Annotated in this window: 21 protein-coding genes; 10 read left to right on the top strand and 11 right to left on the bottom strand. The window is 45.8% G+C overall.

What is annotated here, in order from left to right; translation table 11 throughout:
• Positions 1-12: 12 nt before the first annotated feature.
• Together LZG94_RS00240 and LZG94_RS00235 are read right to left on the bottom strand one after the other, a co-directional pair.
• Positions 13-3354, bottom strand: a complete 3342-nt coding sequence (locus LZG94_RS00240) for a SusC/RagA family TonB-linked outer membrane protein (RefSeq protein WP_233789835.1) — start codon at positions 3352-3354, stop codon at positions 13-15.
• Between the two features lie 33 nt (positions 3355-3387).
• On the bottom strand, positions 3388-3585 hold the full coding sequence (locus tag LZG94_RS00235; RefSeq protein ID WP_215234358.1) for a hypothetical protein: 198 nt from the start codon (positions 3583-3585) through the stop codon (positions 3388-3390).
• Between LZG94_RS00235 and LZG94_RS00230 the strand changes: the two genes are divergently transcribed.
• The 5 genes from LZG94_RS00230 to LZG94_RS00210 all read left to right on the top strand — a co-directional run bounded on the left by LZG94_RS00230 (position 3584) and on the right by LZG94_RS00210 (position 7470).
• Positions 3584-3730, top strand: coding sequence for a hypothetical protein (locus LZG94_RS00230; RefSeq protein WP_233789833.1), 147 nt, complete (start codon positions 3584-3586; stop codon positions 3728-3730). The genes LZG94_RS00235 and LZG94_RS00230 overlap by 2 nt on opposite strands.
• Entirely contained in the window at positions 3720-5132 is a 1413-nt protein-coding gene (locus LZG94_RS00225; protein WP_233789831.1) for a BamA/TamA family outer membrane protein, read from the top strand. Before LZG94_RS00230 ends, LZG94_RS00225 begins: the two co-directional genes overlap by 11 nt.
• Before the next feature lie 119 nt (positions 5133-5251).
• Positions 5252-5845, top strand: coding sequence for a hypothetical protein (locus LZG94_RS00220; protein WP_233789829.1), 594 nt, complete (start codon positions 5252-5254; stop codon positions 5843-5845).
• A gap of 4 nt (positions 5846-5849) precedes the next feature.
• Positions 5850-6557, top strand: a complete 708-nt coding sequence (locus LZG94_RS00215; RefSeq protein WP_233789827.1) for a peptidylprolyl isomerase — start codon at positions 5850-5852, stop codon at positions 6555-6557.
• 7 nt (positions 6558-6564) lie between these two features.
• Complete coding sequence (locus LZG94_RS00210; RefSeq protein ID WP_233789826.1) at positions 6565-7470, top strand: NAD(P)-dependent oxidoreductase; 906 nt, start codon at positions 6565-6567, stop codon at positions 7468-7470.
• Here the strand turns inward: LZG94_RS00210 and LZG94_RS00205 are convergent, their stop codons facing one another.
• The 7 genes from LZG94_RS00205 to LZG94_RS00175 all read right to left on the bottom strand — a co-directional run bounded on the left by LZG94_RS00205 (position 7471) and on the right by LZG94_RS00175 (position 13520).
• Positions 7471-8088, bottom strand: a complete 618-nt coding sequence (locus LZG94_RS00205) for a Uma2 family endonuclease (RefSeq protein ID WP_233789824.1) — start codon at positions 8086-8088, stop codon at positions 7471-7473.
• A 49-nt stretch (positions 8089-8137) separates the two neighbouring features.
• Entirely contained in the window at positions 8138-9784 is a 1647-nt protein-coding gene (glgP, locus tag LZG94_RS00200; protein ID WP_233789823.1) for an alpha-glucan family phosphorylase, read from the bottom strand.
• An 88-nt stretch (positions 9785-9872) separates the two neighbouring features.
• Positions 9873-11000 carry a DUF692 family multinuclear iron-containing protein gene (locus LZG94_RS00195; RefSeq protein WP_233789821.1) on the bottom strand — a complete coding sequence of 376 codons (1128 nt, stop codon included), beginning with the start codon at positions 10998-11000 and terminating at the stop codon, positions 9873-9875.
• A gap of 13 nt (positions 11001-11013) precedes the next feature.
• Positions 11014-11166, bottom strand: coding sequence for a hypothetical protein (locus LZG94_RS00190; protein WP_233789819.1), 153 nt, complete (start codon positions 11164-11166; stop codon positions 11014-11016).
• Positions 11167-11300: 134 nt separating this feature from the next.
• Positions 11301-11960, bottom strand: a complete 660-nt coding sequence (locus LZG94_RS00185) for a hypothetical protein (RefSeq protein ID WP_233789817.1) — start codon at positions 11958-11960, stop codon at positions 11301-11303.
• Positions 11961-12052: 92 nt separating this feature from the next.
• Positions 12053-12619 (bottom strand): hypothetical protein, encoded by a 567-nt coding sequence (locus LZG94_RS00180; protein WP_233789816.1) that lies wholly within the window; start codon positions 12617-12619, stop codon positions 12053-12055.
• Between the two features lie 136 nt (positions 12620-12755).
• Complete coding sequence (locus LZG94_RS00175) at positions 12756-13520, bottom strand: DUF1080 domain-containing protein (protein ID WP_233789814.1); 765 nt, start codon at positions 13518-13520, stop codon at positions 12756-12758.
• Between the two features lie 194 nt (positions 13521-13714).
• Between LZG94_RS00175 and LZG94_RS00170 the strand changes: the two genes are divergently transcribed.
• The 3 genes from LZG94_RS00170 (at position 13715) to LZG94_RS00160 (ending at position 20262) form a co-directional block, all read left to right on the top strand.
• A complete protein-coding gene (locus LZG94_RS00170; RefSeq protein WP_233789812.1) occupies positions 13715-15565 on the top strand; it encodes a family 16 glycoside hydrolase in 1851 nt (616 codons plus the stop codon).
• A gap of 28 nt (positions 15566-15593) precedes the next feature.
• Positions 15594-17549 (top strand): c-type cytochrome, encoded by a 1956-nt coding sequence (locus tag LZG94_RS00165; RefSeq protein WP_233789810.1) that lies wholly within the window; start codon positions 15594-15596, stop codon positions 17547-17549.
• Between the two features lie 187 nt (positions 17550-17736).
• A complete protein-coding gene (locus LZG94_RS00160; RefSeq protein ID WP_233789808.1) occupies positions 17737-20262 on the top strand; it encodes an ATP-binding protein in 2526 nt (841 codons plus the stop codon).
• Here LZG94_RS00160 and LZG94_RS00155 read toward each other — a convergent pair.
• Positions 20250-21617, bottom strand: a complete 1368-nt coding sequence (locus tag LZG94_RS00155) for a sigma-54 dependent transcriptional regulator (protein ID WP_233789807.1) — start codon at positions 21615-21617, stop codon at positions 20250-20252. The two genes, LZG94_RS00160 and LZG94_RS00155, sit on opposite strands and share 13 nt — an antisense overlap.
• A 135-nt stretch (positions 21618-21752) precedes the next feature.
• Complete coding sequence (locus tag LZG94_RS00150; RefSeq protein ID WP_233789805.1) at positions 21753-22058, bottom strand: hypothetical protein; 306 nt, start codon at positions 22056-22058, stop codon at positions 21753-21755.
• A 569-nt stretch (positions 22059-22627) separates the two neighbouring features.
• Here LZG94_RS00150 and LZG94_RS00145 point away from each other — a divergent pair.
• Together LZG94_RS00145 and LZG94_RS00140 are read left to right on the top strand one after the other, a co-directional pair.
• Positions 22628-23350 carry a ferritin-like domain-containing protein gene (locus LZG94_RS00145; RefSeq protein ID WP_233789803.1) on the top strand — a complete coding sequence of 241 codons (723 nt, stop codon included), beginning with the start codon at positions 22628-22630 and terminating at the stop codon, positions 23348-23350.
• Positions 23351-23378: 28 nt separating this feature from the next.
• Complete coding sequence (locus LZG94_RS00140) at positions 23379-24170, top strand: ferritin-like domain-containing protein (RefSeq protein ID WP_233789802.1); 792 nt, start codon at positions 23379-23381, stop codon at positions 24168-24170.
• Positions 24171-24377: the final 207 nt, after the last annotated feature.

The following is a 24377-nucleotide window of genomic DNA, read 5'->3' as shown; positions in this document are numbered from 1 at the left end:
TTTTTATGAAAATCAGAAGTCGAAGTTCAACTTGAATCCGAAAGGAATTGTCCACGGCATTACATTTTGCCTTTCAATACCCTGACGGAAACCACCTCGCTGAGGATCAGCCCAGAATGCTCTTTCAGGATCGATACCGATTTTAGCAGCATTCCAAAGCATGATATTACGCGTATATACCGACAGGCTGGCGTTTCTGATAGCTCCCATTGTCGGAAGTTTATAAGTAAGCGTAACTTCCCGCAACTTTACAAAAGAAGCGTCGAACGTGATCTGCTGGTTGTAATCCCACGGATATGCACTGGTGATCGGCATCGTTTTTGTGCCTGGGCCACCTAACCATTCATGGTAGTTGCCCGCTTTATCTTGCCAAACCCCGGGAATAAAAGCACCGTCACCATCTTCACCAAAACCGCCGGTTTCTTTTGTGTGACCGCCTACTCTCGGAAAGTTGCCATTTTGCGGGATAATGTATTTTTCAGGATCCGATTTCAGTAATGCGACCAGCTCGTCTGGGCTGTATAAACCGCCCGGGATCAGGTTATCGATCTGCCGCTGCGATTTCCAGTCAGACTCTCCGTAACGATAAGTGAACGACATGAACTCTCCGCCCTGGCGCCAGTCAAAGCTCAATCCCAGAGACAATCTTTTGTAAGAAAGAGTCGCCTGTGCACCGACAAGAAAATCAGGGTTATAGTTTCCAACTTTCACATTAGTCTCGCGGGCACCCGCTCTCTGCCAGTCCCTGTCACCGCTACCGTCCTCGTTATAAGCAATGATCGGCCAGCGATAGTAGGGTGAACTTTTATCAGTTACAGTCGCGAATCCGCGGCTGTAAATATTACCGATCTGTTCTCCTACGTAGGTATAAGCACCAGCGCCATTTTCGCTCCATTGTTCAAAAAACGGAAAATTAGGGGCCAGCTCTTTCACAGTCACCCTGTTGCGGCTGAAATTTGCATTCACATCCAGGCTCCATCCATTCAGGTTACTGATCGGGGTTCCGCCCAACCCAACTTCCCAGCCGCGGCTCACCAGCTTTCCGGCATTGATATTCTTGGAACTATATCCGGTCGAAGGCGCCATCGGCACACTGAATATCTGGTTCGTATTCGCGCGGTCATAATAAGTAATGTCAAAACGCAGGCGGTTATTGAACATATTCAAATCAATACCTCCTTCCGTAGAAGTTGCGATTTCAGGCAGTAAGGTTGGGTTTAACAAAACGTCACCCAGATTGGCAGTTACCAAATCACCCCAGTTTCCTGTTCCAAGGTTTGGATAAAGCTGGTAAGGGTCGGTGTCATTACCCACCTGCGCCCATCCTCCTCTGAATTTCAAAAGCGAGATAGCAGAAGGCATATTAAAAGTAGTGCTCGCTACCCAGCTCAAAGATGCAGACGGATAGAAGTAAGAGCGGTTACTTTCAGGCAATGTGCTCGACCAGTCGTTCCGCGCTGTCAAGTCCAGATATAACTGATTTTTAAAACCAACAGAAGCGAGTGCATATAAGCTGTAAATCGCTTTCCGGTAGCTGCCATTTCCTACAATACGGTTCCCCACAGGAATATTACCGATATTATACAAACCAGGTACAGAAAGATCGCGACCACCCAGATTCGAACTATTACCCTTCTGCTGCATGATGTTACCACCAGCCGAAATAGTGACATCGAAGCTTGGTGTCTTGATAGCTTTCGCGATCAGGAAGTCAGCATTACTTTCATTTCTACCGATATTTTCCAGATAATATCCGCCTTTCGCCATGCTTTTATAGCTCCATGGAATTTTCGTTTCACGGTCCTCATCGTACATATCGTGCGAGTAGCGGGCGAATGCAGTCAGGCCGGGAGCGATTGTCCAATCTAACTTAATATTTCCATATAAACGGTCACGTGTATACGCATTGGTTAAGTGATTAGCCAGAAAGTACGGGTTGTCTGTTTCACCTTTTGCAACAGTAAGCTGTTCGATCTCTTCCAAACCTGGCTTCCAAACACCTTTCAGGTCGTTGATATCGTAGCTTGACGAATAGTATACAGCTTGCAGCGGGTTACCGTCGCGCTCGGAAGTCTGCGGGCGGCTGTTTGAATTAGATCTGACAAAATTAAGGTTAGTGCTCAATTTAAGGTTCTTATGCATATCGAAAGTACCCGCCATCGTAAGCGCATTCCGGTACAGATCCGAGTTTGGGATCAGGCCCCGGTTGACCATATTGTTGTACGAAACACGGTACGTCGATTTGTCCGTAGAACCCGAAACTGTCAGGTTATTGGTTGAAGTAATCCCTGTCTGCAGGAAGTTCTTCATATTGTTTTTATACGATTTAAGCTCGGTAGGAACGGGATTGCCATTTTCATCGAGCGGGCTATTCCATTGTGGCGCCTTATTTCCTGCATCGAGCGGCATTCCTCCCCAATAAGCAGAAGATTCATCGACCAGAAACGGCCTGTCCCCATTTGCATACTTATAATGGAAGTCCAGGAATCGGTAAGGCTTTTCGAAAACATTGGAAGTGGAGAAAGATACGCCCAATCCTTTGCCTTTTTTGCCCGATTTGGTAGTGATCAAGATAACCCCGTTTCCTGCGCGCGAGCCGTACAATGCAGCAGCACTTGGCCCTTTCAGTACCGACATACTTTCAATATCGTCGGGGTTAATATCCGAAATTGCATTTCCGTAATCCACCCTGTTGCCACTTCCTTTTTCGCTCACGTTGGCCAGGCTGTTGGCCAGAGGCACACCGTCCACTACAAATAGCGGCTGGTTATTTTTCAGCGAAGCTGCTCCGCGGATGATAATGCTGATAGAAGAGCCTACCCCACTGGTCTGATTGATCGACACACCCGAAACGCGGCCGGAAAGCGAAGTGAGCACGTTTTCATTGGCTACATTCGCGATATCTTTTCCTTCCACTTTTCCCACATTATAACCCAGTGATTTGGTTTCTCTTTTGATACCCAGGGCTGTCACCACCGCTTCCTGCAATGTGGCCACGTTTTCCTCCAGCACCACGTCGACCACACTTTTGCCATTTATGGGCATTTCGATGGTGTTGAAGCCGATATAGGAGAAAACCAGCACTGCATTGCTGCCCTCAGCATCAATGGTATAGTTGCCGGAAGCATCCGTTGTGGTTCCGGTTTGGGTACCTTTCACGAGTACATTGACGCCGGGTACTGGCACACCGTCGACGGCCGAAGTAACTGTCCCTTTTATTCTGTCAACCGCTGTCTGGCCATTTTCAATAGCTTTTGCGAGCCCAATTGCAAACGCAGGAATATCCGTTCCTGAAAAGAAGAGCAAAGCGAGCATACATCGTGCCGCCATTTTCAAAGTCGCTTTCGGTTTCATAGTATTAAGTTGGTAGTAGTTAAAAACATAGGTTCAGATTGATTTTTCAGATTGATTTTCGTGTTTTTGCTCCTCTTTGAGAAGCTGATAAAAGTAGGCTTCCAGAACTTCCGAATATTCCTGCTGCTGCTCTTCGCTTGTAATACCGGCAAGCAGTTCAGACACTTCTTCCCCTGAAAGCTTGTTGCTTATGAGCTTCTCTATCAATTTTTCCACCCGGGAAAGTGACATGGCTTGGCTTGTTAGGTATGTCAAGAATACTGGCGTTGCAGGGTTATGGACTACTGCGAGAGATAAGCTTTATCAAAATTTTCACCATATTCAGGAAAAGATTCGTTTCGGTTATGGAAACCAGGCTGTGAAGAATGTATTATAGAGGATTTTACTATTTATTTTTGTTTCTAACCATTACCGGATACGCTCATTCTCAGACCGTTGCACCTGACAGCTCAGGTACAGTCGTGGTGGGAGAAGTAAAGGTGGAAGGGAACCACAAGACGCGCACCAGTATTATTCTTCGTGAAATAGAGGTTCGAACTGGCGACCGTCTCTCGACGGAGACCTTGAAAGAAAAGCTCGAAATCGACCGGAGGAAGGTCGTCAATACCAATCTTTTTATTACCGTCGAAATGCTGACGCAGGCTAATCCTGACTCTGTGCACACGGATATCCGGGTGGTGGTGAAGGAAAGGTGGTATCTCATCGCATTGCCCGTATTTCAGCTGGCCGACAGGAATTTCAATGAATGGTGGTACGAGCGTAAAAGAGATTTATCCAGAACAACTTACGGGGCTTATCTGAGCTACGGAAATTTAACAGGCAGAGCTGATAAGTTGCGCTTTCTGGCGGAATTCGGGTTTATTCCCAAATTTGAAATCGCTTATACGCTCCCGTACCTTGACAAAGCACAAAAGACCGGCATTACGATCGGTGCTTCCTATTCTATCAATAAGACTACTGCATTCCGCACCTGGCGTGACAAGCTGCAATATCTGAGCAGCGAGGATATCAACCGGCAGCGTTTTTACAGTTATGTCAGTTTAACCCGCCGTAATAAATATTACACTTTTCATTCGCTTGACCTGAGGTGGAGCCAAACCCGGATCTCTGATACCATCGCGATACTCAATCCTAATTATATCCTCGACGGAAGAAAAAAGCAGCATTTCCTGCAACTGACCTATACTTTCAGCTACGATAAAAGGGATAATGTGCAATATGCTTTGCAGGGGCAAACATTTGGTTTACAAGCTTCTAAAATCGGCCTGCTTCCAAGCGACAATATTAATACGCTGTATTTCTACGGTTCTTACCGCAAATATGTCCCGCTGGGCAAGAAGTTCTTTTTTAATACGGGGCTGCGCGGGAGGCTTTCATTTCCAAAGCGGCAGCCTTATCTGCAAACGATCGGGCTCGGTTACAGAAATGACCTCGTTCGCGGTTATGAACTTTATGTTGTTGACGGACAGGATTATGCATTGATCAAAAATGAGGTTAAATACCGGCTCTTCGCGATCCAGAAACAGTTTTCGTTCATTCCTATCCGCCAGTTCAATACGGTTCCGCTGGCGGCTTACCTCAATACTTTTGCAGACGCGGGTTATGTAAAAAACAGTTACCCTGAGCTAAGCAACACCAGATTGGGGAACAAGATGCTGTATGGCGCGGGTGCCGGGCTCGACCTCGTTACTTTTTATAATATTGTAATGCGGTTCAATGTAACACTGAATGCACAGGCAGAGAAACGCTTCTTTTTCAACATTTCCAGGGAATTTTGATTTGATTTTCAGAAAATGGATTTATAGCTAAATTGCGTGGGCAGACGGGAAGACCTTTTAAAGGCACGACTATTTTACCGGACATCAAACCTTACTGAATGAACAAAAAGTCTACTACTATGAAATATTGCATGATTGGTGCCAGCGCAATCGTTTTCTTGCTGACAGCAGGAGGTTGCGATACCAAAACAAATGAAAAGACGGAAAAGGCTCCCGATTCGGTTGTGATAGAACAACCCGCGGCGTCAGACCTGAACAGCGATCAATCTGCTTTACTCGAAACGATATTGGGCGAGTCCGAAGCCAGTGACGAAACCATACTGCGGGGCGTATCTTTCGGGGACGCGGTGAGTAAGGTCAAAGCGGCGGAAACTTTCGAAATGTTCGAGGAAGCTCCGGACCACCTGGGTTACACGCAGGAAACATCCCGCCTGGAAACGATCGATGTGCAGTATTTTTTTGATAAGGATAAAAAAGTCAATAAGATCACTGTGGATGTGTACCTCAACAGCCCGGAAGCGACAAAACAGCTTTGGAGAGCCGGCCAGCGCTATTTCAGCGAGAATTATGGCGCTCCAAAAGAGGAAGGCAAGAAAATCATGTGGAATAATAAATTGGTAGGAGTTAATATGGAAGATGTTTCGGAGGGGAAAGATTATGGTTTAAAATTCCAGTTTTACCCAGCGAATAAAAACGTATTAGCCGCAAAATAGTACTATGAAAAACAAAAATTCGATTGTCCTGGCACTTCTGTGCCTGTATTCACTTAGCGTTTCTGCTCAGAAAAAATCAAAAAAAGACGAGGTAGTTACTATCGAGACAAACCAGGGAACAATGCGTTTTATCCTGTTCGATGAAACCCCCAAACACAAGGAAAATTTCCTCAAACTCACGAAAGAGAACTTTTACGACGGAACACTCTTCCACCGCGTGATCGACGATTTCATGATCCAGGGTGGAGATCCTGATTCGAAAAACGCCAAACCGGAAGATAATCTGGGAAAAGGTGAAAACGGTTACAAGATTCCGGCTGAATTTAATCCTAAACTGTATCACCAAAAAGGTGCATTAGCAGCTGCAAGGGATAATAATGCTAAAAAGGAGTCAAGTGGCTGCCAGTTTTATATTGTAGAAGGCAGAAAATGGAGTAAGATCGATCTTGACAAACAGGCAGCGCGGGCAGCCAGGAAACTGACGGATGCGCAACGGAAAGTCTACGAAACTATCGGAGGCACACCGCATTTGGACGGATCTTATACCGTATTTGGTCAGCTGATTGATGGTATGGAAGTGATCGACAAAATTGCTTCGCTGGAAAAAAACGAGAGAGACCGGCCGGAAAAGGATATTTCGATCAAAGTTTCGGTGAAAAACATGAAGAAGAAAAAAATCACCAGAAAATACGGCTGGAAATACGAAGCTTAACAGATCTTTGGAACAGAAAAAAATACTCATAACCGGCTCCAACGGACTTTTAGGCCAGAAATTGGTCGAATTGCTGGTTGCAAAAGACAATGTCCGGACGTTTGCGACGGCCAAGGGTGGGAACCGGTTACCTTTTCAGGAGGGATACGAGTTTCTCGAAATGGATGTCACTGACGTGCAGGAAGTGGAACAAGTAATCTCCCAAATTCGCCCGGACGTAGTGATCCATACTGCCGCAATGACGAATGTGGATCAATGCGAAATGGAGAAGGAAGCCTGCTGGAAGCTGAATGTGACAGCGGTAGAAAACCTGATTTCGGTGTGCGGCAGGTTTGATATTTTCCTCCAACATCTTTCCACAGACTTCGTATTTGACGGAAAATCAGGACCGTATACTGAGGAAGATAAACCGAATCCAATCAGCTTCTACGGTTGGAGCAAATACGCAGCCGAGAAAGCGGTATTAAGTTCAGGAATCCGGTTTGCGATCACCAGAACAGTGCTCGTATATGGGATAGCGCACGATATGAGCCGGAGCAATATTATTCTCTGGGTTAAAAAATCATTGGAAGAAGGTAAGGCAATCAAAGTAGTAACCGACCAGTACCGTACTCCAACGCTCGCCGAGGACCTGGCAACTGGATGCTATCTAATTGCAGATCAGGAATCCGAAGGTATATTCCACATTTCCGGAAAGGATTTCCTTACCCCCTACGAAATGGCGATCATGGCCGCCGACTACTTTCATCTCGACAAATCCCTGATCTCCCCAACCGACGCGTCCGCATTCACGCAACCGGCCCGCCGCCCGCCACGCACCGGCTTCATACTCACAAAAGCCAATGCAATTTTGGGCTACGAGCCGCATTCGTTTGAAGAAGGTATTGCAATTTTAGCAAGACAGATCGCCTGATCAGGAATTTTCTAGTTTACTCAGATTAATTTCAAACCCAGGAAATAAGGGTTTTCCGGAAAGTTGGAAATTGAAATGGCGATGCTCAATAACGGATTGATTTGGCTGATAAATGTAGACCCGCTGTTCAAACCTGTCAATCAGCCAGCCCAATTCACAACCGTTTTCGAGATACTCCTGCATTTTGTTTTTAAGATATGCCACGCTGTCAGATTTGGAACGGACTTCAATCACAAAATCCGGGCAAATATGCGCAAACTTCTCTTTGTCGTCCTCAGGCAGAACGGCCCATCTGTCCAGCTTGATCCAGGCAATATCCGGTGCTCTAACCGCACTATTTGGTAAAGTAAAACCAGTTGAGGAATCAAACACTTTTCCCGGAATCTTTTCTCGCAGCAACCAGCTGCCAAAATAGATCAGAATATTTGACACAAAATTGCCAGTTAAGCTTCCAGATGGCGACATAGTGATGATATTTCCATTTTTATCACGCTCAAAGTCAAGCGCGTCGTCGTTCATCTGACAGAATTCGAAAAATCCATCCTCACTTATCAAATCCCCCACTTTGAACTGAACTGGCATATTCATCTCTACATCATTTTGGAAGTTCTCTTTCAAACAATTTACAAATTTTACCTCACACTATCTCCATCAGTTATCCTGCGGCTTAGTACAACTTTTCATAATATTCCCGCGCCATACGGTCGGAGTTAAACTCGACGTTAACGTCGTTCATGCTGTTCAGTACCATTTGCCGCCATTTAGCCTGGTTGTTATAATAGGTTGGTATCACCTCGCGTTCCAGTTTTTCCAGCAGATTATCACAATCCTGTTTGTTAATATCTTCGCCTTTTGCAACTGGAAGAAGGAATGAGTTTTCGCCGTCCTTTGAAAATTCGCAGATCCAGCCGTCGTAAGTCGATAAGTTCAAAGAGGCATTCATGGCGGCTGTCATGCCGCTGGTACCCGAAGCTTCGCGGGTTACGACCGGGTTGTTCAGCCACACGTCCGAACCATCTTTCAGCAATTTTGACAAAGCGAGCTCGTAGCCCGTCAGTACAGCCATATTCGGGAAATGGTGGCTCATGTAGAACAATTTGTTGAACGTATTCACAGCACCTTCATCTTTCGGATAAGGTTTCCCGGCCCAGATTACCTGCACCGGCTGCTGCGCATTTTGCATCATTTTAGTAAACCGGTTTACGTCCCAGGCCAGCATATCCGGCCTTTTATAGGCTGCAAAACGTCTCGCCCACACGATAGTCAGTACATTTGGATCGAATATTTTCCCGCATTGATCGGCAACTGTTTTAAACAATACAGCTTTCAACTCTTTTTTACGTGCGGCAATTTTATCAAGATCTTTGTTAATCCGCGCTTCTTCCAGCTCTTTATCAACCCAATAGGTATTATTCTGCGCGTTCGTAATATGATCGATCGGCGCAATTTTCGGATGTGCTTTCCACATATCCCGGGACACTTCTCCGTGCAACTTGGAAACGCCGTTTGCCTTGCGGCTCAAACTTAATGCAGCCAGAGAGTGATTAAAGATATTCTCCTTAACACCGCTTATTTTACGCACAGTTTCAATATCTAAACCTGAGAAGAAACCCAACTTTTCCAGAAAGTGTATCTCATGTTTTTCGTTCCCTGCCTCTTCCGGCGTATGTGTAGTGAACACCACGCGCTTTTTCACCTCGGCTACTGTTTTGTGTTTTTTATATAAACTAAAAATCGCTGAAACAGCGTGCGCCTCGTTAAAATGATACACTTCCGGCTCGTAGTCCAGTTGTTCCAGAAGCTTCGCGCCGCCTATGCCCAACACCATGCATTGGGCTACTTTTAGGGTAACATCCGCATCATATAATGAATAGCAGATTGCCCGCGTATCTTCGTCATTTCCATCTGTATCCGTTGTGAGCAGGAAAAGCGGGGCCGACGTGAATACTTCCGGATCGAGGTAATAGGCTGCTACCCAAACCTGTTTTTCTAGAATAGGAATCTGAAAACGGATATTGGTGTCGGTCAAAAAAGAATACATTTTTTCGCGAAACTCCGGCTGCATACTACCATCCTTTTTCCTTCCCTGGTCATAGTATCCGTGTTTCCAAAGCATTCCGATACCGATCAAGTTTTGCTTTAATGCATAAACGCTCCGCATGTGAGAACCGGCGAGAAAACCGAGTCCGCCGGAATATATTTTCAGCGCCTGGTCGACGGCGAATTCCATTGAAAAATAGGCTACTGATTTTTTGTACTTGGGGTCGGGAGTAAATGGATGCTTGTAAGGAAGTGAAAATGTGGACTGTGACATCAGAAGGAGTTTTGGTTGAGAAACGAGAAGCCTGAGCTTCTGCTTGATCAGGTTACAAAATTGTGCCATCAAGATAAGAAACCAACTTCTAAAATCCGTCTTTCCATTTCTGCGCAATATCAATTGCCGTTTTCAGCATGTGCGGCTGCCACTGTTCAATATGCCAGTCGCTATTATTTAAATTAGAAGAAATCAGCATTTTCCGGGCGTGGTCCAGGTTTACAGCTGTTTCCAAAATAGAGGATAATTGCATTTGCTGCGCTGCCAGCAACAGATCTTCTACGGGCTGACTTTGTAAAGTAAGTGCAGTGAGTGGGAGAAAATGTTTGGTTTGGATTGAGTTTGAATTTTCTTCAAAAGACTTAACCATCTTGTCCATTTGAAAAAAATCCTGCTGAAAAGCTTGTTGCTTCTCCACTGAATCCAATGCAGTGCCCAACTGTTCCATCACCACAAATTTCAGGTTCGGGCAACGTGGCAATGCTTTTTTAAGATATGCAAATACCGTTTCAGGAACCGCGTCGTCGTGGGTATCCCGCCGGATCAGCCTTTCTTCTATTGCCATTTCCCAGCTTCCACCCGAAATATGAATTTCCCGAACCCGCTCCAAAGGATAGCAGGCCAGCATTTGTTCAAAATCGATATCGAAATTGTGGCACTGGCAATACAGGTTGTGCAGGTCGAGGATAATGAAACCGTTGATACTTTCTACTAATTGATTGAGAAAGTCCCCATGCTTTTTGACCTCTTCATAAGAATAGGAAAATGCCGGATTTTCCAGACCGACAGGACAATTGCACGCTTCCTGGATTCTTGCGAGCCTGTCCCGGCCAATCGCCAGTGTTGATTTATTGAAAGGAATACCCAGCGGCGCACCTTTGTGAAAGTCGCTGCCGGTCATAAAACCAAAGTGCTCGGAAATGTGATCGAAATGAAATTCGCCAGATAGTTTTCTGAGCTGTGAAAGCCAGTTCTGCTGCTCGGGCGACCATTTACCCGAAAATAAAGAAAAGTAAACGCCGTGACCGATCAGTCTGTTATGGTCGCTAAATTCTTTGACCAAATCCGTAAACCACTCGGGAATGGTATCGACTTTGAAAAGGGAATCAAAAGACCACTCGATCGCCTCCACCTTTTCCATTTCAAACAACGGAACAGACGCTTGCAGGATATGAGTATCCAGATTACAGACAATAGCAGAAAATATCCGGGACATTGTATAAAGCGGATTAACCCATTCCGCAGGCTGGGCACGGATCTAGTTTTCGTGCATTTGACTTCTTTTCTTTGCCGGGCTTGATGTCCATATCGGCACAGGCGGTAATGGTACTGAGCGCAACTGCTATTGCGACTGCCTGAAGAATTGGTTTTGAGATTTTCATGTATCTGTCGTTATAAGGTGAATCGGAATATCTGTTAGATCAAAATGCACGCTACATCGTTGTAACCGCTGTGATTTTTAAATAAAAAAGCCTGACCGTGAGATCAGGCAATGCATTCAGATTAACGATAAGCTTTATCCACCAAACAATCTGGCCCAGAAACCTTTTGCTTTTGTTTTGGTTTCGACTGCTTTTTCAGAAGCCGTTTCTTTCAGTTCTTCATATTCCGCCTGCGCTTTCACTTGCAGCTCAGCCGCCTTCACCTTTGCTTCTGCCAGCTTTTCCGCCGCGATTTCCTTGGCGTCTTCGTATGCTTCGGCCGCGTCTTCTTTCAAATCTTCGTATTTATCCTCAGCGACCTCTTTCCATTCACTTACTTTTTCCGAAAGCTCGTCCAGAAATCCGCCTGTTTTTCCTTTCACCTCCTCTACCCTTTCCTCCGCAGCGGCCTGCACTTCCTCCACTTCCACCGTGGCTTCTTCCTGCAATTCAGCCACCGTTTCTTTCGATTCTTCTATTTTCAATTCCGCCTCTGCTTTCAGGTCTTCCGCAGTTTCGTACACTTCTGTTTTAATCCCGTCGGCAGTGTCTTCTGCGTCGGCCAGCGCTGATTCTGCTTTTATTTCCAGCTCGTCGGCCTCATCAGCAACTACTTCGTTCGCATTATCCTTTATTTCCAGTACCTCCTCCACAATTTCATCCTTGGCTTCTGCGGTTGTTGCTTTCAGCTCTTCTGTTTTGTTTTCCAGCGATTCTGCTGCATCATCCGGAAGTGGTTTGTCATTTTCGGCCATAGGAAACAAGGTTAAGGTTAAAAAGTAGATTAGCTTGAAATCGTAAGCTACAAAGGAGTTCGGAACGTTGCAAGAAATGCGGCACCGTTTCTCTACTCTAACCTCCTAATCATCAATTTTTTAACCAATTCATAAAACGGCTCGGGCTGTAACGTCCGCCAGTTGCCGATCTGTAAGGTACCTCCGAAATTGATGTAATAGTCCAGCCTGAACTTCTTCCATTGCTCCTCCACGTGCTCCCTGAAATTGACTGCCGCAATCCACCCGTCTTCAATATCGTCAAACCACTCTGCATAATAATCGTCCTCGCCGCCGTGGAAGTCCAGCAGGTTTTCACCCATTAATATAAACTGGTTAATACCCTCATTCACCAGCGGATCGATCACCTGCCTTTTTAGAAACATAATATCATTATGGAGCGCGTCATTCCATTCACCGAACATTTCGACAATCACATACTTTTTCAAATAATCGGCAAAAATGATCTTCACGTACAGCGTCTCCGAGCCGATATCGTCCCAAAGCGGGTGGATATAGTAGCCGTAAATCGCATTTTCGTAATAGTCAAGATTATAGGTACGGCCGTAAAATGGGGACCGCTCATCGTGACTGGCTATATAATGTTTCTCCCAGTTATAATAGGGTTCAATTTCCTGCATAATCGCACTTTAATGGATATTGATTTCAATTTAATAAAAAAACAAAAAAGGCTTAAACGATCCGTAAACCGTTTAAGCCTTTTAAAATTATTGTACCTGAATACCTTCCGGGCGCCGGGCGCCGGTCGCCGGCCGCTTACAATTCGCGGATCCAGATATTGCGGAAGCTCGTTGTATTGTTGTGGTCCTGCAATTTGATCGGCCCTTTTCCATGCGGCTCGATCGTCGGCTGGCCCACGTAAGGCGTAGTTCCCTGGATCATCGTATGATTTTGAACCAGAACACCATTGTGGATCACGGTAATGTAAGGCGGAATGGTCATTTGACCGTCCTTGTTGAAATGCGGCGCAGTGTAAACCACGTCGTAAGTCTGCCACTCGCCCGGCCCTACTGCTGCATTTACCAAAGGCATGGTTTGCTTGTAAATAGAGCCTGCCTGTCCGTTGGAATAGGTTGCATTATTATAGCTGTCGAGTACCTGCAATTCGTAAATACCCTGCATAAAGATACCGCTGTTACCGCGTCCCTGTCCGCTTCCATCCACTTTTGCAGGTGTTCTCCATTCAATGTGCAGCTGGTAATCGCCAAAAGTCTGTTTGGTCTGAATATCCCCTGATTTCGGAGCAACAGTCATTGCGCCGTCGGCAATTGTCCAGGGCGCAGCAGCTTTCCCATCTTTTCCCGAAACCCACGCATCCAGGTTTTTTCCGTCAAAAAGTACGATTGCATCAGAAGGAGCTGTAAATCCTGAAACCGCAGTAGAAGCTTTTCCGGGCGTTACTACCCGCGGTACCGGGCTCCACAATTCGCTTGATTCGGGAGTTTGTTTGGCTGGTTGCAACTGCGCGTGAGCGGCAAATGCAGCAGCCAGGCTGAACGCGGTAAGAAATAATTTTTTCATTTTGAAGATAAACTGTTTTAGTCAGATAAAACTGATTGGAAAAGGCGCAAGAACGCACCGATTACCAAAAGTAGCAAGGTTAGCGATTCTCATCTAATTAAATGCAATTTTCCCGATTCTTATCACGTAATTTGCACCGCATTTCGGCGTTCTACGGCCAGTGTTAATCTAAAACCTACCAAGCTTACCCAAGTATGTTTAAAGTCACATGTTCATTTTTACAATTGATCGTTTGCGGCATAGCGATAATTGTAACCCAATCCGCTTATGCCCAGCAACCTATTCCTCTTGACAATCTCAGTGCATTTACTACCCAATCCAACAACTGGAAAATCGTGGGAAATGCTTCTGCGGATATCTCAAAAGAAAACACGTTGGTAACAACACCCGGAAAAGGTGTTTTGGCCTGCATTCATGAAAAAGGAAAGTACGGCAACCAGTACGAACTGATCTCCAACTTCAAGCACGGAGACCTCGACATTGAAATGGACTTCATGCTGACCAAAGGTTCCAACTCGGGTATATACCTGCAAGGAAATTACGAAGTTCAGCTTTTCGACAGCTGGGGTAAAAAAGGCGCCAAATACAACGATTGCGGCGGTATTTACGAACGCTGGAACGATTCAAAGCCGGAAGGTGAGAAAGGATACGAAGGTTACGCGCCCCGTTTTAATGTAGCAAAAGCGCCTGGCTTGTGGCAGAACATCAAGATTTCCTACCAGGCCCCGCGTTTCGATGCCAACGGTAAAAAGGTTTCCAATGCAGTATTCCTTTCTATCATATTAAATGGTGTAACGATCCACGAAAATGTAGAAGTAAGCGGCCCGACCCGCGGATCTCTGACAGCAGAAGACGTAGCAATGGGTCCGATCCGCATTCAGGGTGACCACGGTTCGCTGGCGATCAAGAATATAGTGATCAACAATTTTGATAAAAAACCAGGGACACTTTCTGACCTGGCCTACAAAACTTACTACGGCGCACTTTCGGAAACAGAAGATCTCACCAAAATGACGCCTGCAGAAACAGGTAAGTCGGAAGCTCTGAGCTGGGAGATTTTGAAAGAAAACAACAACTATTCTTACGTATACACAGGCAGATACAATGCGCCTACTGCGGGGGAATACAACTTCAAATTACAGGCTTCCGGAAATTCTTACCTGAAAATCGACGGCAAGTTCGTGATCGATGCACAGTGGAAGAACAATAACGAATTCCGCACAGGTTCAGTGAATCTGAAAGAAGGCGATCACACGATCGAGATATTCAATAATAAAAAAGACGGCTGGATGCGTCCGGTACTGGGACTTTGGGTAAGTGGCCCAGGTTTCCGCGAAATGGCTTTCCATAGCAAAAGCTCGGCAATGCCTGCCGGCGCGACCGACCCTATCCTGATCACAGCTGGTACCAATACGATTACCCGCAGTTTCATGGATTTCAGAAAAGATGATAAAGGTAAAAGACAGCGCGCAGTACATGCCGTTTCAGTGGGCAGCCCAACTAACCTGCATTATACCTATGATATGGACAAAGGAACCGTACTGCAGGTTTGGAGAGGCGAATTCCTGGATGCTACGCCGATGTGGCACGATCGCGGCGACGGATCTTCGCGTCCGCGCGGAAGCGTGACTTTGCTGGGCGACGATATGTTACTGGGTAAAGCTACCGGAAAAACGAAATGGGCTACTGACACAACAGGAAGCGGCTACCGTCCAAAAGGATATGTATTGGACGATCAGGATGTACCTACATTTCAGTACCAGGCTTTTGGCTCGACGGTAACGGACTATGTTTCGGTAGTAAATAACCAATATTTTGACCGGATCGTGAGAGTGAACAATCCTGCCAAAGGACTTGTGGCGAGACTGGCTGATGGTTCGAATATCGAAAAGCTTTCAGACGTACTGTATGCGGTGGACAACAAATCGTATTACATCCAGTTGGCCGACAAAAACATGAAACCCGAAATCAGAAGCATCGACGGACGCCAGGAATTGCTGGTACCGGTTTCCAATGGAGAAGTAAAATATTCCATCCTGTTCTGATCAAATCCTTTAAGATACCTCATTGATAATGAAAAAATTAATTCAGATAGCATTCATTTTCTTGGCTACGCTAACCGTGCTGAAAGCGCAGGAGTCGCCTAAGGAAGAAGATTTTTACAAGATCATCACCCCACCTATTCCCGAAGGTATAATCCTCGAAGTTGGTGGTTTGACGACGATGCCAAACGGTTCACTGGCGATTTCAACGCGTCGCGGAGAAGTATGGATCGTGGATAACCCTACCAGCCGCACACCTTATTTCAGGAAATTTGCGACAGGTTTGCATGAGATCCTCGGACTTGCTTACAAAGAAGGTGCATTGTATTGCGCACAACGCGGCGAGCTTACGAAGCTGATCGATAAAAACGGCGACGGAAAGGCCGATGTTTATGAAACGGTCTATCAGTGGCCACTTTCGGGACATTACCATGAATATTCTTTTGGACCAAAACTGGCGCCGGACGGAAGCTTTTATGTGAGCGGTAACGTAGCATTTGGTGACGAAGAATGGTGGAGAGGCGAAAGTCGCGTGCCGACAAGAGGCTGGATCTTCCATATTACAAATGATGGAAAATACGAGCCTTACGCAACAGGAGTTCGCTCCCCGGCAGGTATCAGCATGCTGAACGGCGAACTGTTCTATACCGACAACCAGGGCGACTGGATGGGAACAGGCGCGATTTTCCAGGTTAAAAAAGGCGGCTTTATGGGCCACCCTGCTGGTTTGAAATGGGCAGGACTTCCTAACTCGCCTGTGAAACTGACCGAAAAGCAATTCTTCGCAGAAAGAGATAACCGCCAGAACAAGGACGCGAACGGCCGTGCGATCAAGCCGGAGAATACGATGAACGAGAAGCCCCAGTTTCTGTATCAGTTGAAAGAAAAATATGATATGGTGCAGCTGCCGGCAGTTTGGTTGCCTTATGGTGTACACGGAGTTTCTACTTCTGAGCTGATTTTGGATGATACAAAAGGCGGATTCGGTCCATTTACCGGACAGGTATTTGTGGGCGACCAGGGCCAGAGCAATATCATGCGCGTGGTTTTGGAAAAAGTTAAAGGTGAATATCAGGGCGCGAGTATTGGTTTCCGCAGCGGATTCCAGTCGGGTGTATTGAGAATGGCATTTGACAAGGACGGATCGATGTTTGTAGGTGAAACAAACCGCGGTTGGGGTTCAGCAGGCGACGCGAACCAGGGTTTGCAGCGTCTTGTCTGGAATGGTAAAATGCCTTTTGAAATGTATACGGTAAAAGCGCAGCCGGACGGATTTGAAATAGAATTTACTATGCCGGTTGATCGCAAATCAGCCGAAGATCTGGATTCTTACAACGTGAGCAGCTATCTGTACAAGCATTACCCGGTTTACGGCAGCCCTCCTATTAATACGGAAGATGTAAAGATCACGGGCGTAAAAGTTTCTGACGATAACAAAAAGGTACGCATTGTGCTCGCTGGAATGAAGCAATATTACGTTCACAAAATATCACTGGAAGGCGTAAGAGCTGCTACAAACAGCTGGTCGCTTGTTCATCCCGATGCATATTATACGTTGAACAATATTCCGGATGGTGAAAAACTGAAAGTATCGGAATTAAAGACGACCCGATCGGGCGGCACGAAACCTGGAACTACTTCTGCTTCGGCAGGTACTGCTGAAAAAGAGCACGTATCGCCAGACGGAAAAGGCAAGCCCGCAGCTGGCAAGGCTGACGTAGCGAAAGCGCCGACTTTTGAAGAAGTAAAACCGATCCTGCAAAGAAACACCTGCCTCGCTTGTCACACAACTGACAAAAAGGTAGTTGGACCGTCTTACCTGGACGTTGCTAAACGCAAGTATACGAATGAGAAGATCGTTGATCTGATCTATAGTCCTAAGCCTGAAAACTGGCCGGACTACGCAACTCCAATGCCTCCAATGCCGCAGGTTCCGAAAGCAGATGCTATGAAAATCGCTGCCTGGATCAATTCACTTGCGAAGTAAACTGCATTGATATTGTTATTTTGTTTCGAAAAGGTTGCCCGCTTCCCGGGCAACCTTTTCTGCGTTTTCACCAATATTTTCTTTATTTAAAATCAGTTATATTCACACTCTATCAGACAGATGCATTGTAACTGCACGTTTTTGCAGCTGAAATGCGTTAGTTGATATTGAATATGGTTAGTCTGTTATGTCCACTTTACGCGACCCGTCTTTCTTGAAATCTGTTAAAGGCAAGATTTTTCTGGGGTTTATCGTTGCGTCTATCGCATTAGGCGCTTCGTGGCTGATCAGTAAACTGGCCTTTCAGGAAATCCTTGGCCGGGTCGAAATGATCTCCACGCCTAATGATAAACTCAGGCTGGTCAATAAGATCTTCAAAAATATCCTGCAACTCGACCATTTACAGAACGCACGTAGGGCTAGCGACGAGGAACATACGGAGCAAGTACTCGCCAAATCCGTCGAGCTGGTCGCCACGCTTGACTCGCTGAGCGACATGAGCATTGGGGATGATTTACAGATCATCCGGATCGATTCCATGAAAACGATCCTCCGCAAAAGAGAGAAGATTTACGGCAACTATGTGACAGTAAGATCAAAGCTTGTTGACACCAAAACGCTTGAAGACGAGGTTAAGAACATTTCCGGATTGATCACGACCAAACTGAAACCGGACAGTACTGTAGTCAAAACAGAAAAAAGGACCACTACTACCACTATTTATACTGAAGTTGCCGATTCGGCACAAAAAGCGGCCGAGAAAAAAGGCTTTTTTAACAGGGTTTTTGGGGGTAATAAAAAAGCGAAAAAGGCACCTGTACAGCCTAATAAAGTTGTTCAGAAACAGGAAGTGAATGTGCAGGTCGACACGATTTCGGTTGCTCAGGAAGACAGTACGATCGAGAAGGTAGATGAGGCCGTTCACGCAATTGAAAAGGCTCAGAAAAAGAGGACCACGAGTTTCGTAGACAAGGAAAAAGAACTTGCAACAGCTGGTAATGCACTTGTAAACGAGCTGCTTAACGTCATGCAGGAGGTCGAGAGCGAGGTATTGAGCCAATCCAACCAGGACAGCTACCAGGCCAATCAAATGGTAGCTAAAAGTGTGGATATGCTGCAATGGGTAATGCTGGGTTTCTTCTTTTTGACTGCATTACTCGCCTACCTGATATTTGCAGATATTTCCAGAAGCAATACCTATCGGAGCCAGCTTGAAGAAGCAAAAGAGGAAGCCGAATACCATAGCATGGCCAAACAGCGGTTTTTATCTAATATGAGCCACGAAATCCGCACGCCGCTCCAATCTATTATCGGTTATACCGAAGCACTTAAAAAAGTCGATAAGCCTAAAAAGCAGGATCTCGAAACGCTCCATTCCGCATCCGAGCACTTGTTGTACCTGGTCAATGAGGTGCTTGATTACAGCCGCATTATTTCCGACCGCTTCACTTTTGAAGAACGTGTATTTGCGATGAGTCCGTTACTGAATGAAGTAATACAGGTTTTGAAGCCAAGTGCGTCGACCAAAAATCTGGTCCTGAGATTGGAAAACAACCTTCCCGCCAACCTGTATCTCTGCGGTGACCCTTTCAGATTGAGACAGGTACTTTACAATCTGCTTACCAACGCGATCAAATTTACGGATACCGGAGAAGTTGTGCTGAGGGTTGCCAGTGTTGAATTAAACAACAAAATACAGGTTGAGTATACTATTTCAGATACAGGAATCGGGTTGTCGCCGGAGCAGGTACAGCGGGTTTTCAATCAATTTGAACAGGCTGATTCCTCTATTTCAAGACGTTTCGGCGGTACTGGGCTAGGCTTGACCATTGTAAAAGCGCTCGTAGAAGGAATGGAGGGCAATATTCGTGTCAAAAGCAGCCCAGGGCAGGGCACAACTTTTTTTGTAACCACCAGTATGAAAAAAGCTGACACACTGGAATTGACAGAGGAAGCTCCGGAAAAGAACTATCATGTTACCGGTAAAGTATGGCTGGTGGACGATGATACCTTCATCCTGAAATGGTGCTCTTCCGTTCTCGAAATGAACGGCATTCCGCATAATTCATTCTCGTCCGCAGAAGAAGTACTGAGCAGGCCGTGGGACAATCAGGTTAAGTTTGTTTTGACCGATATGCGTATGTCGGGTATGAATGGCGCTGAGCTTTGCAAACGGATCCGCAAGATCGCCGGGCAGGATGTCAAGGTTTTTGTGCTTACAGCCCAGGCTTTACCGGAAGAACGTGCGAATCTGCTCAATCTCGGCTTTGACGGCTATCTGATGAAACCTTTTCATTCAAACGATTTGCTTGAACTGCTGGAATCCTCCTCGTCTCCCGAGGTAATAGCTACCGAAGAACCTGAGCCCGAAGAACTCGATTTCACGATGCTCAATCAAATGACTTTCGGCGACGATGGACTATTGCGCGAAATTTTGGAACAGTTCGTAAAGGATTCACGCACAGATGTGGAGGCTCTCCAACTTCATATTGAAACGCGGGAACTGGATAAAGTAACCGAAATCATGCACAGAATGGCGGGACGGACGGGTCAGATAGGTGCCAGGGAGCTTTCAGCTCAATTTAGGAACTTTGAGTTAGCATTACGGGAAGATCCTTCGCAAGTTTCTGTGCCGGAAATGGAGCGTGTTACCGAAAGAGCCCGTGGTGTAATCGAGCAGATCGAGGGTAAAGCGTTGGCTTATTCAATGTGATATTTTTCGATTTTATAATACAGGGTTTTCCTGTCAATATTAAGGAGTTTCGCTGCCTTACTTTTATTGTAACGCACTTCCTGCAACACTTTCTCGATCATTTCTTTTTCATGCGTTTCCTGCAAAGCTTTCAGGTCCGAGCCGCTGGCTTTCGGGGTATCTTCCATTGCAGTGATCATTTCAGCCGGCAATGCGCCAGAAGTTGCAACTTCTTCTTTCGATAACAATACAAGCCTTTTGATCACATTATTGAGCTCGCGCAGGTTACCCGGCCAATCGTATTTCATAAAAATATCCAGCACTTCCTTCGAAAGCTCACGCACATTTCTGTCGAGCTCGCTATTGGCTTTATCCACAAAATGCTGAATAAATATTGCCAGATCCTCTCCCCTTTTGCGAAGTGGCGGTACTTCAATTTTAAACTCGTTCAACCTGTGGTAAAGATCGTCCCGGAAATCGCCTGCGGCTGCACTTGAAATCAGGTCTTCGTTTGTTGCAGCGATCAGTCTCACATCCACTTTCACCTGCTGCGTACTGCCGATCGGCACGATAATGCGCTCCTGCAATGCACGAAGCAGCTTGATCTGAACATCGTAGCCCAGGTTACCGATCTCGTCGAGAAAAAGCGTACCTCCGTCGGCAGCTTCGAACTGACCGATCTTATCCATCAATGCCCCTGTAAACGCCCCTTTCTTGTGCCCGAACAGTTCGCTCGCTGCCAATTCCTTCGAAAGCGACCCGCAATCGATCGCAACAAAAGGTCCGCTGCTGCGCTTGCTAAGCTTGTGGATAGATTTTGCTACGTGTTCTTTCCCAGTACCACTCTCACCTTGAATGATTACGGACATATCTGTCGGTGCCACTAAACGCACATATTCGTAAAGCTGCTTGGAGATCTTACTTTTACCTTCAATAAAATCCAGCGACTGACTATCCACCTTCGAATTTCCCTTTACTTTCGGCGCAGCCTTCACGCTGGTTACTTCTCCTTTGTTGAGCGCTTCTCTCAAAACCATCAGCAGCTCTTCCGGATTCACAGGCTTGGTAATGTAATCAAAAGCGCCTATCTGCATGGCAGTCACCGCAGTACGCACATCGTGGAAGCTGGTCATAATGAATGCAGCTGTCCTGTTACCTTCGCTGCGGAGCGTTTTCAGGAAGTCAACCGAGTTCCCATCCGGCAGGCGGTAGTCGAGCATAAGCACATCGAATGGACCATCAGGATTGTTGCTAATGATCTCTCTGGCCTCTCTCAGATTCGAACTAACCTTAACCTGATGCCCGTGTTTACCAAGAAAATTGGTCAACAGTTTAGAGAAAGTTGTATCGTCTTCAACGAGGAGCAGATGAGCCATGGGATATTAAGTAGGTCAAAAATAAATAGCTTACTAACGAGCGGGATAAACGTAAAATTATAAAAAGTAAGCTCAAAAAGCCGGAGTATGCCCGGCTTTTAATTGTAGCTTTTGTAAAATTAATTCAGAAAACGGCTAATCGACTTTCCGGCCATATTTGTCCAGATTCACTGTTAACGATTCCTCTCCTTTTTTAAGATTGATCTCGTAATACTGCGCATTATTGTCTCTTTTTACAATATAGGCGCTGGAAACTTTCCACTCCGCGTAATCATCGGACGCAAGTGTCGATTTAACTGCCTCGGGCAGATCTTCCGGTCTAACCGCCACCTTTTCCTGGGCGATGGGTATATGTGGCAGATTCGCGGCACGGAGCTTTCCGGAAGGCAGATTACATATTGCGAGCAAGGCCAGAATAGTGGCAAAAATGAGCTTTCGCATAGTTTTGTTTTTAATGTAAAGTCAGGCAGCAGGCAAGAACTTATGCCCGCAGACCGGGGACAAAAGAACAGATTTCATCGCTCTAAAAAAATTTTACAGCACTTTTTTCGAAATGGTGAAGCGTTGAGAAAAATGTACTGTTGGACACAAAATCAGAATTTTTATTACAAAATCCTTAAATCTGCCATAGGTTGTGCATGACAACGAAATTTGTTCAAAATATTTTGAATCGTACTATCTGAAACGAAACAGAATCACTTATATTTGTGTCGAACTCATTTAAGAGTCATAAATAGAAATTATACTACACGCTCATCCCCGAAATTAGCGCTATACATTCATTGATTGAATACCTGGATGGCATTATTTACTCAACGTTATTGAGAATTTCATCGGTTAGTCTGAAAACAAAAAGAGTCTAGAAATAGGCTCTTTTTGTTTTTTAGCCCTGCTCCTACTGAATACATCGCTTCCCGCTTTTTCTTCCCCTTTCGATCTAAAGCATTTTTAGTGGCGTAGGTCTTTGCAAATCTTTCGATGTACGAGAGAGCTCAATAACCTTTGAAGCTATGAACAAACTATTGAAACCAGAAACCAATTCAGGTAAAAGAGAAGGGGAAACATCGCCGGTAAACAGGCGCTCGTTTTTGAGAGCAGCAGGTATCGCTACCTCGCTGGGTACCATTGCACTCGCAAGCGCTTGTAAAGACGATGAAACAGAACCAATGCCAGGAGGCAACGGCGATACTGTTGACCTGGGCTCAGGCGACGTAGGTGTACTTAACTATGCATACGCACTCGAACAACTGGAAGCTGCATTTTATTCGCAGGTAATTACCACACCTTACATGGGAATGACCGACGCCGAAAAAACGATCCTGACCGATATCCGCGACCACGAGATCATTCACAGAGAATTTTTCAAAGCTGCATTGGGCGACAAGGCGATCAAAGGACTTACTCCAAATTTCGCCAGTATTGACTTCACAAAAAAGGACGCGGTACTGGGTGCTGCCAAGCTTTTTGAAGATACAGGCGTAGCTGCTTACAACGGAGCGGGCAAGCTGCTGAAAGACGGCGGAAACCTTTTATTGGCTGGCAAGATCGTTTCAGTGGAAGCCCGTCACGCGGCGGTAATCCGTGATCTGATCAATCCTAAGTCGGCTGATTTTGCCGGTGATGATATCCTGGATGCAAATGGAATGGATAAGGCGATCGCGCCTGCCGATATTCTGAATGCTGTAAAGGGTTACGTTAAAGAAACCATCACAGGAGCCAACGTCGGTAAATAATCTTCCCACTTAATCTGAATCAGAAATCATGGATATATTTAAAATAATTGACAATTTTCAAAAAATTGACGGTGACGCACTAGGCAGGCTTGAATATGCTACCCGCCGTCATTTTATGAGTAAGGTAGGTTCAAAACTGGCGACTGTGGCAGTACCGACCGTTTTTGCAAGTATCGTCAACAAAGCTTTCGCACAGTCTGCCGGTGCAGTGGATGTATTGAACTATGCATTGACGCTGGAATTCCTGGAAGACGAATTTTACAAAGCAGGTAATGCAGCCGCCGGTCTGATCCCTGCGACGGATAAAACCATTTTCACCCAGATTGGCAAACACGAAACGCAGCACGTTGCATTTCTTGTAAAAGCTTTGGGTACAAAAGCAATCGCAAAACCGTCTTTCGACTTCCAGTACGGCGGCGCATTCGGTGATGTTTTTACTAATTACAAAACGTTTGTAACTGTATCCAGCGCCCTGGAAGATACCGGCGTGCGTGCCTACAAAGGACAAGCTGGTGCATTGATCGGTGATCCTCAGATCCTTGAATATGCATTGCAGGTTCACTCGGTGGAAGCGCGTCACGCGGCGGTTGTACGCAGACTGGCTGCTTCCGTTACCGGAAATGCGGCAATGAAAGGCTGGATCACCGGAAAAGAAGGCGCAGTTCCTGCTATCTATGCTGGCGAAGATAATCTGACACAAGGCGGAAAAGACCTGAAAGGATTAGCTTCGAAGACCGATGCAGCCATTTCAGAAGCTTTTGACGAGCCTTTGACCAAAGAAGCAGTACTTGCAATTGCAGGTCCATTCATAAAACCTTAAAGTAAATCTTCCCCTGTTGGACGTATACATACACTTGTATGTGACAGTAAGTTCGAAGTGTTACAACGCACTATTCTTGACTTTGAGGCTACCGGTTGGTAGCCTCTTTTTTTGTGTAAAATTTCCTTATTATCGGCTTTCGGACTAGGTAACCAGACAGGATTATCTAAATTTGGTTATCGAACAAGAAATTTTTCCTGAATCCAA

This window comes from Dyadobacter sp. CY343 (assembly GCF_021390335.1).
Taxonomy (GTDB): domain Bacteria; phylum Bacteroidota; class Bacteroidia; order Cytophagales; family Spirosomataceae; genus Dyadobacter.
Note: the sequence above shows the minus strand (reverse complement) of the source record. Positions and strands in the feature narration are given on the sequence as shown.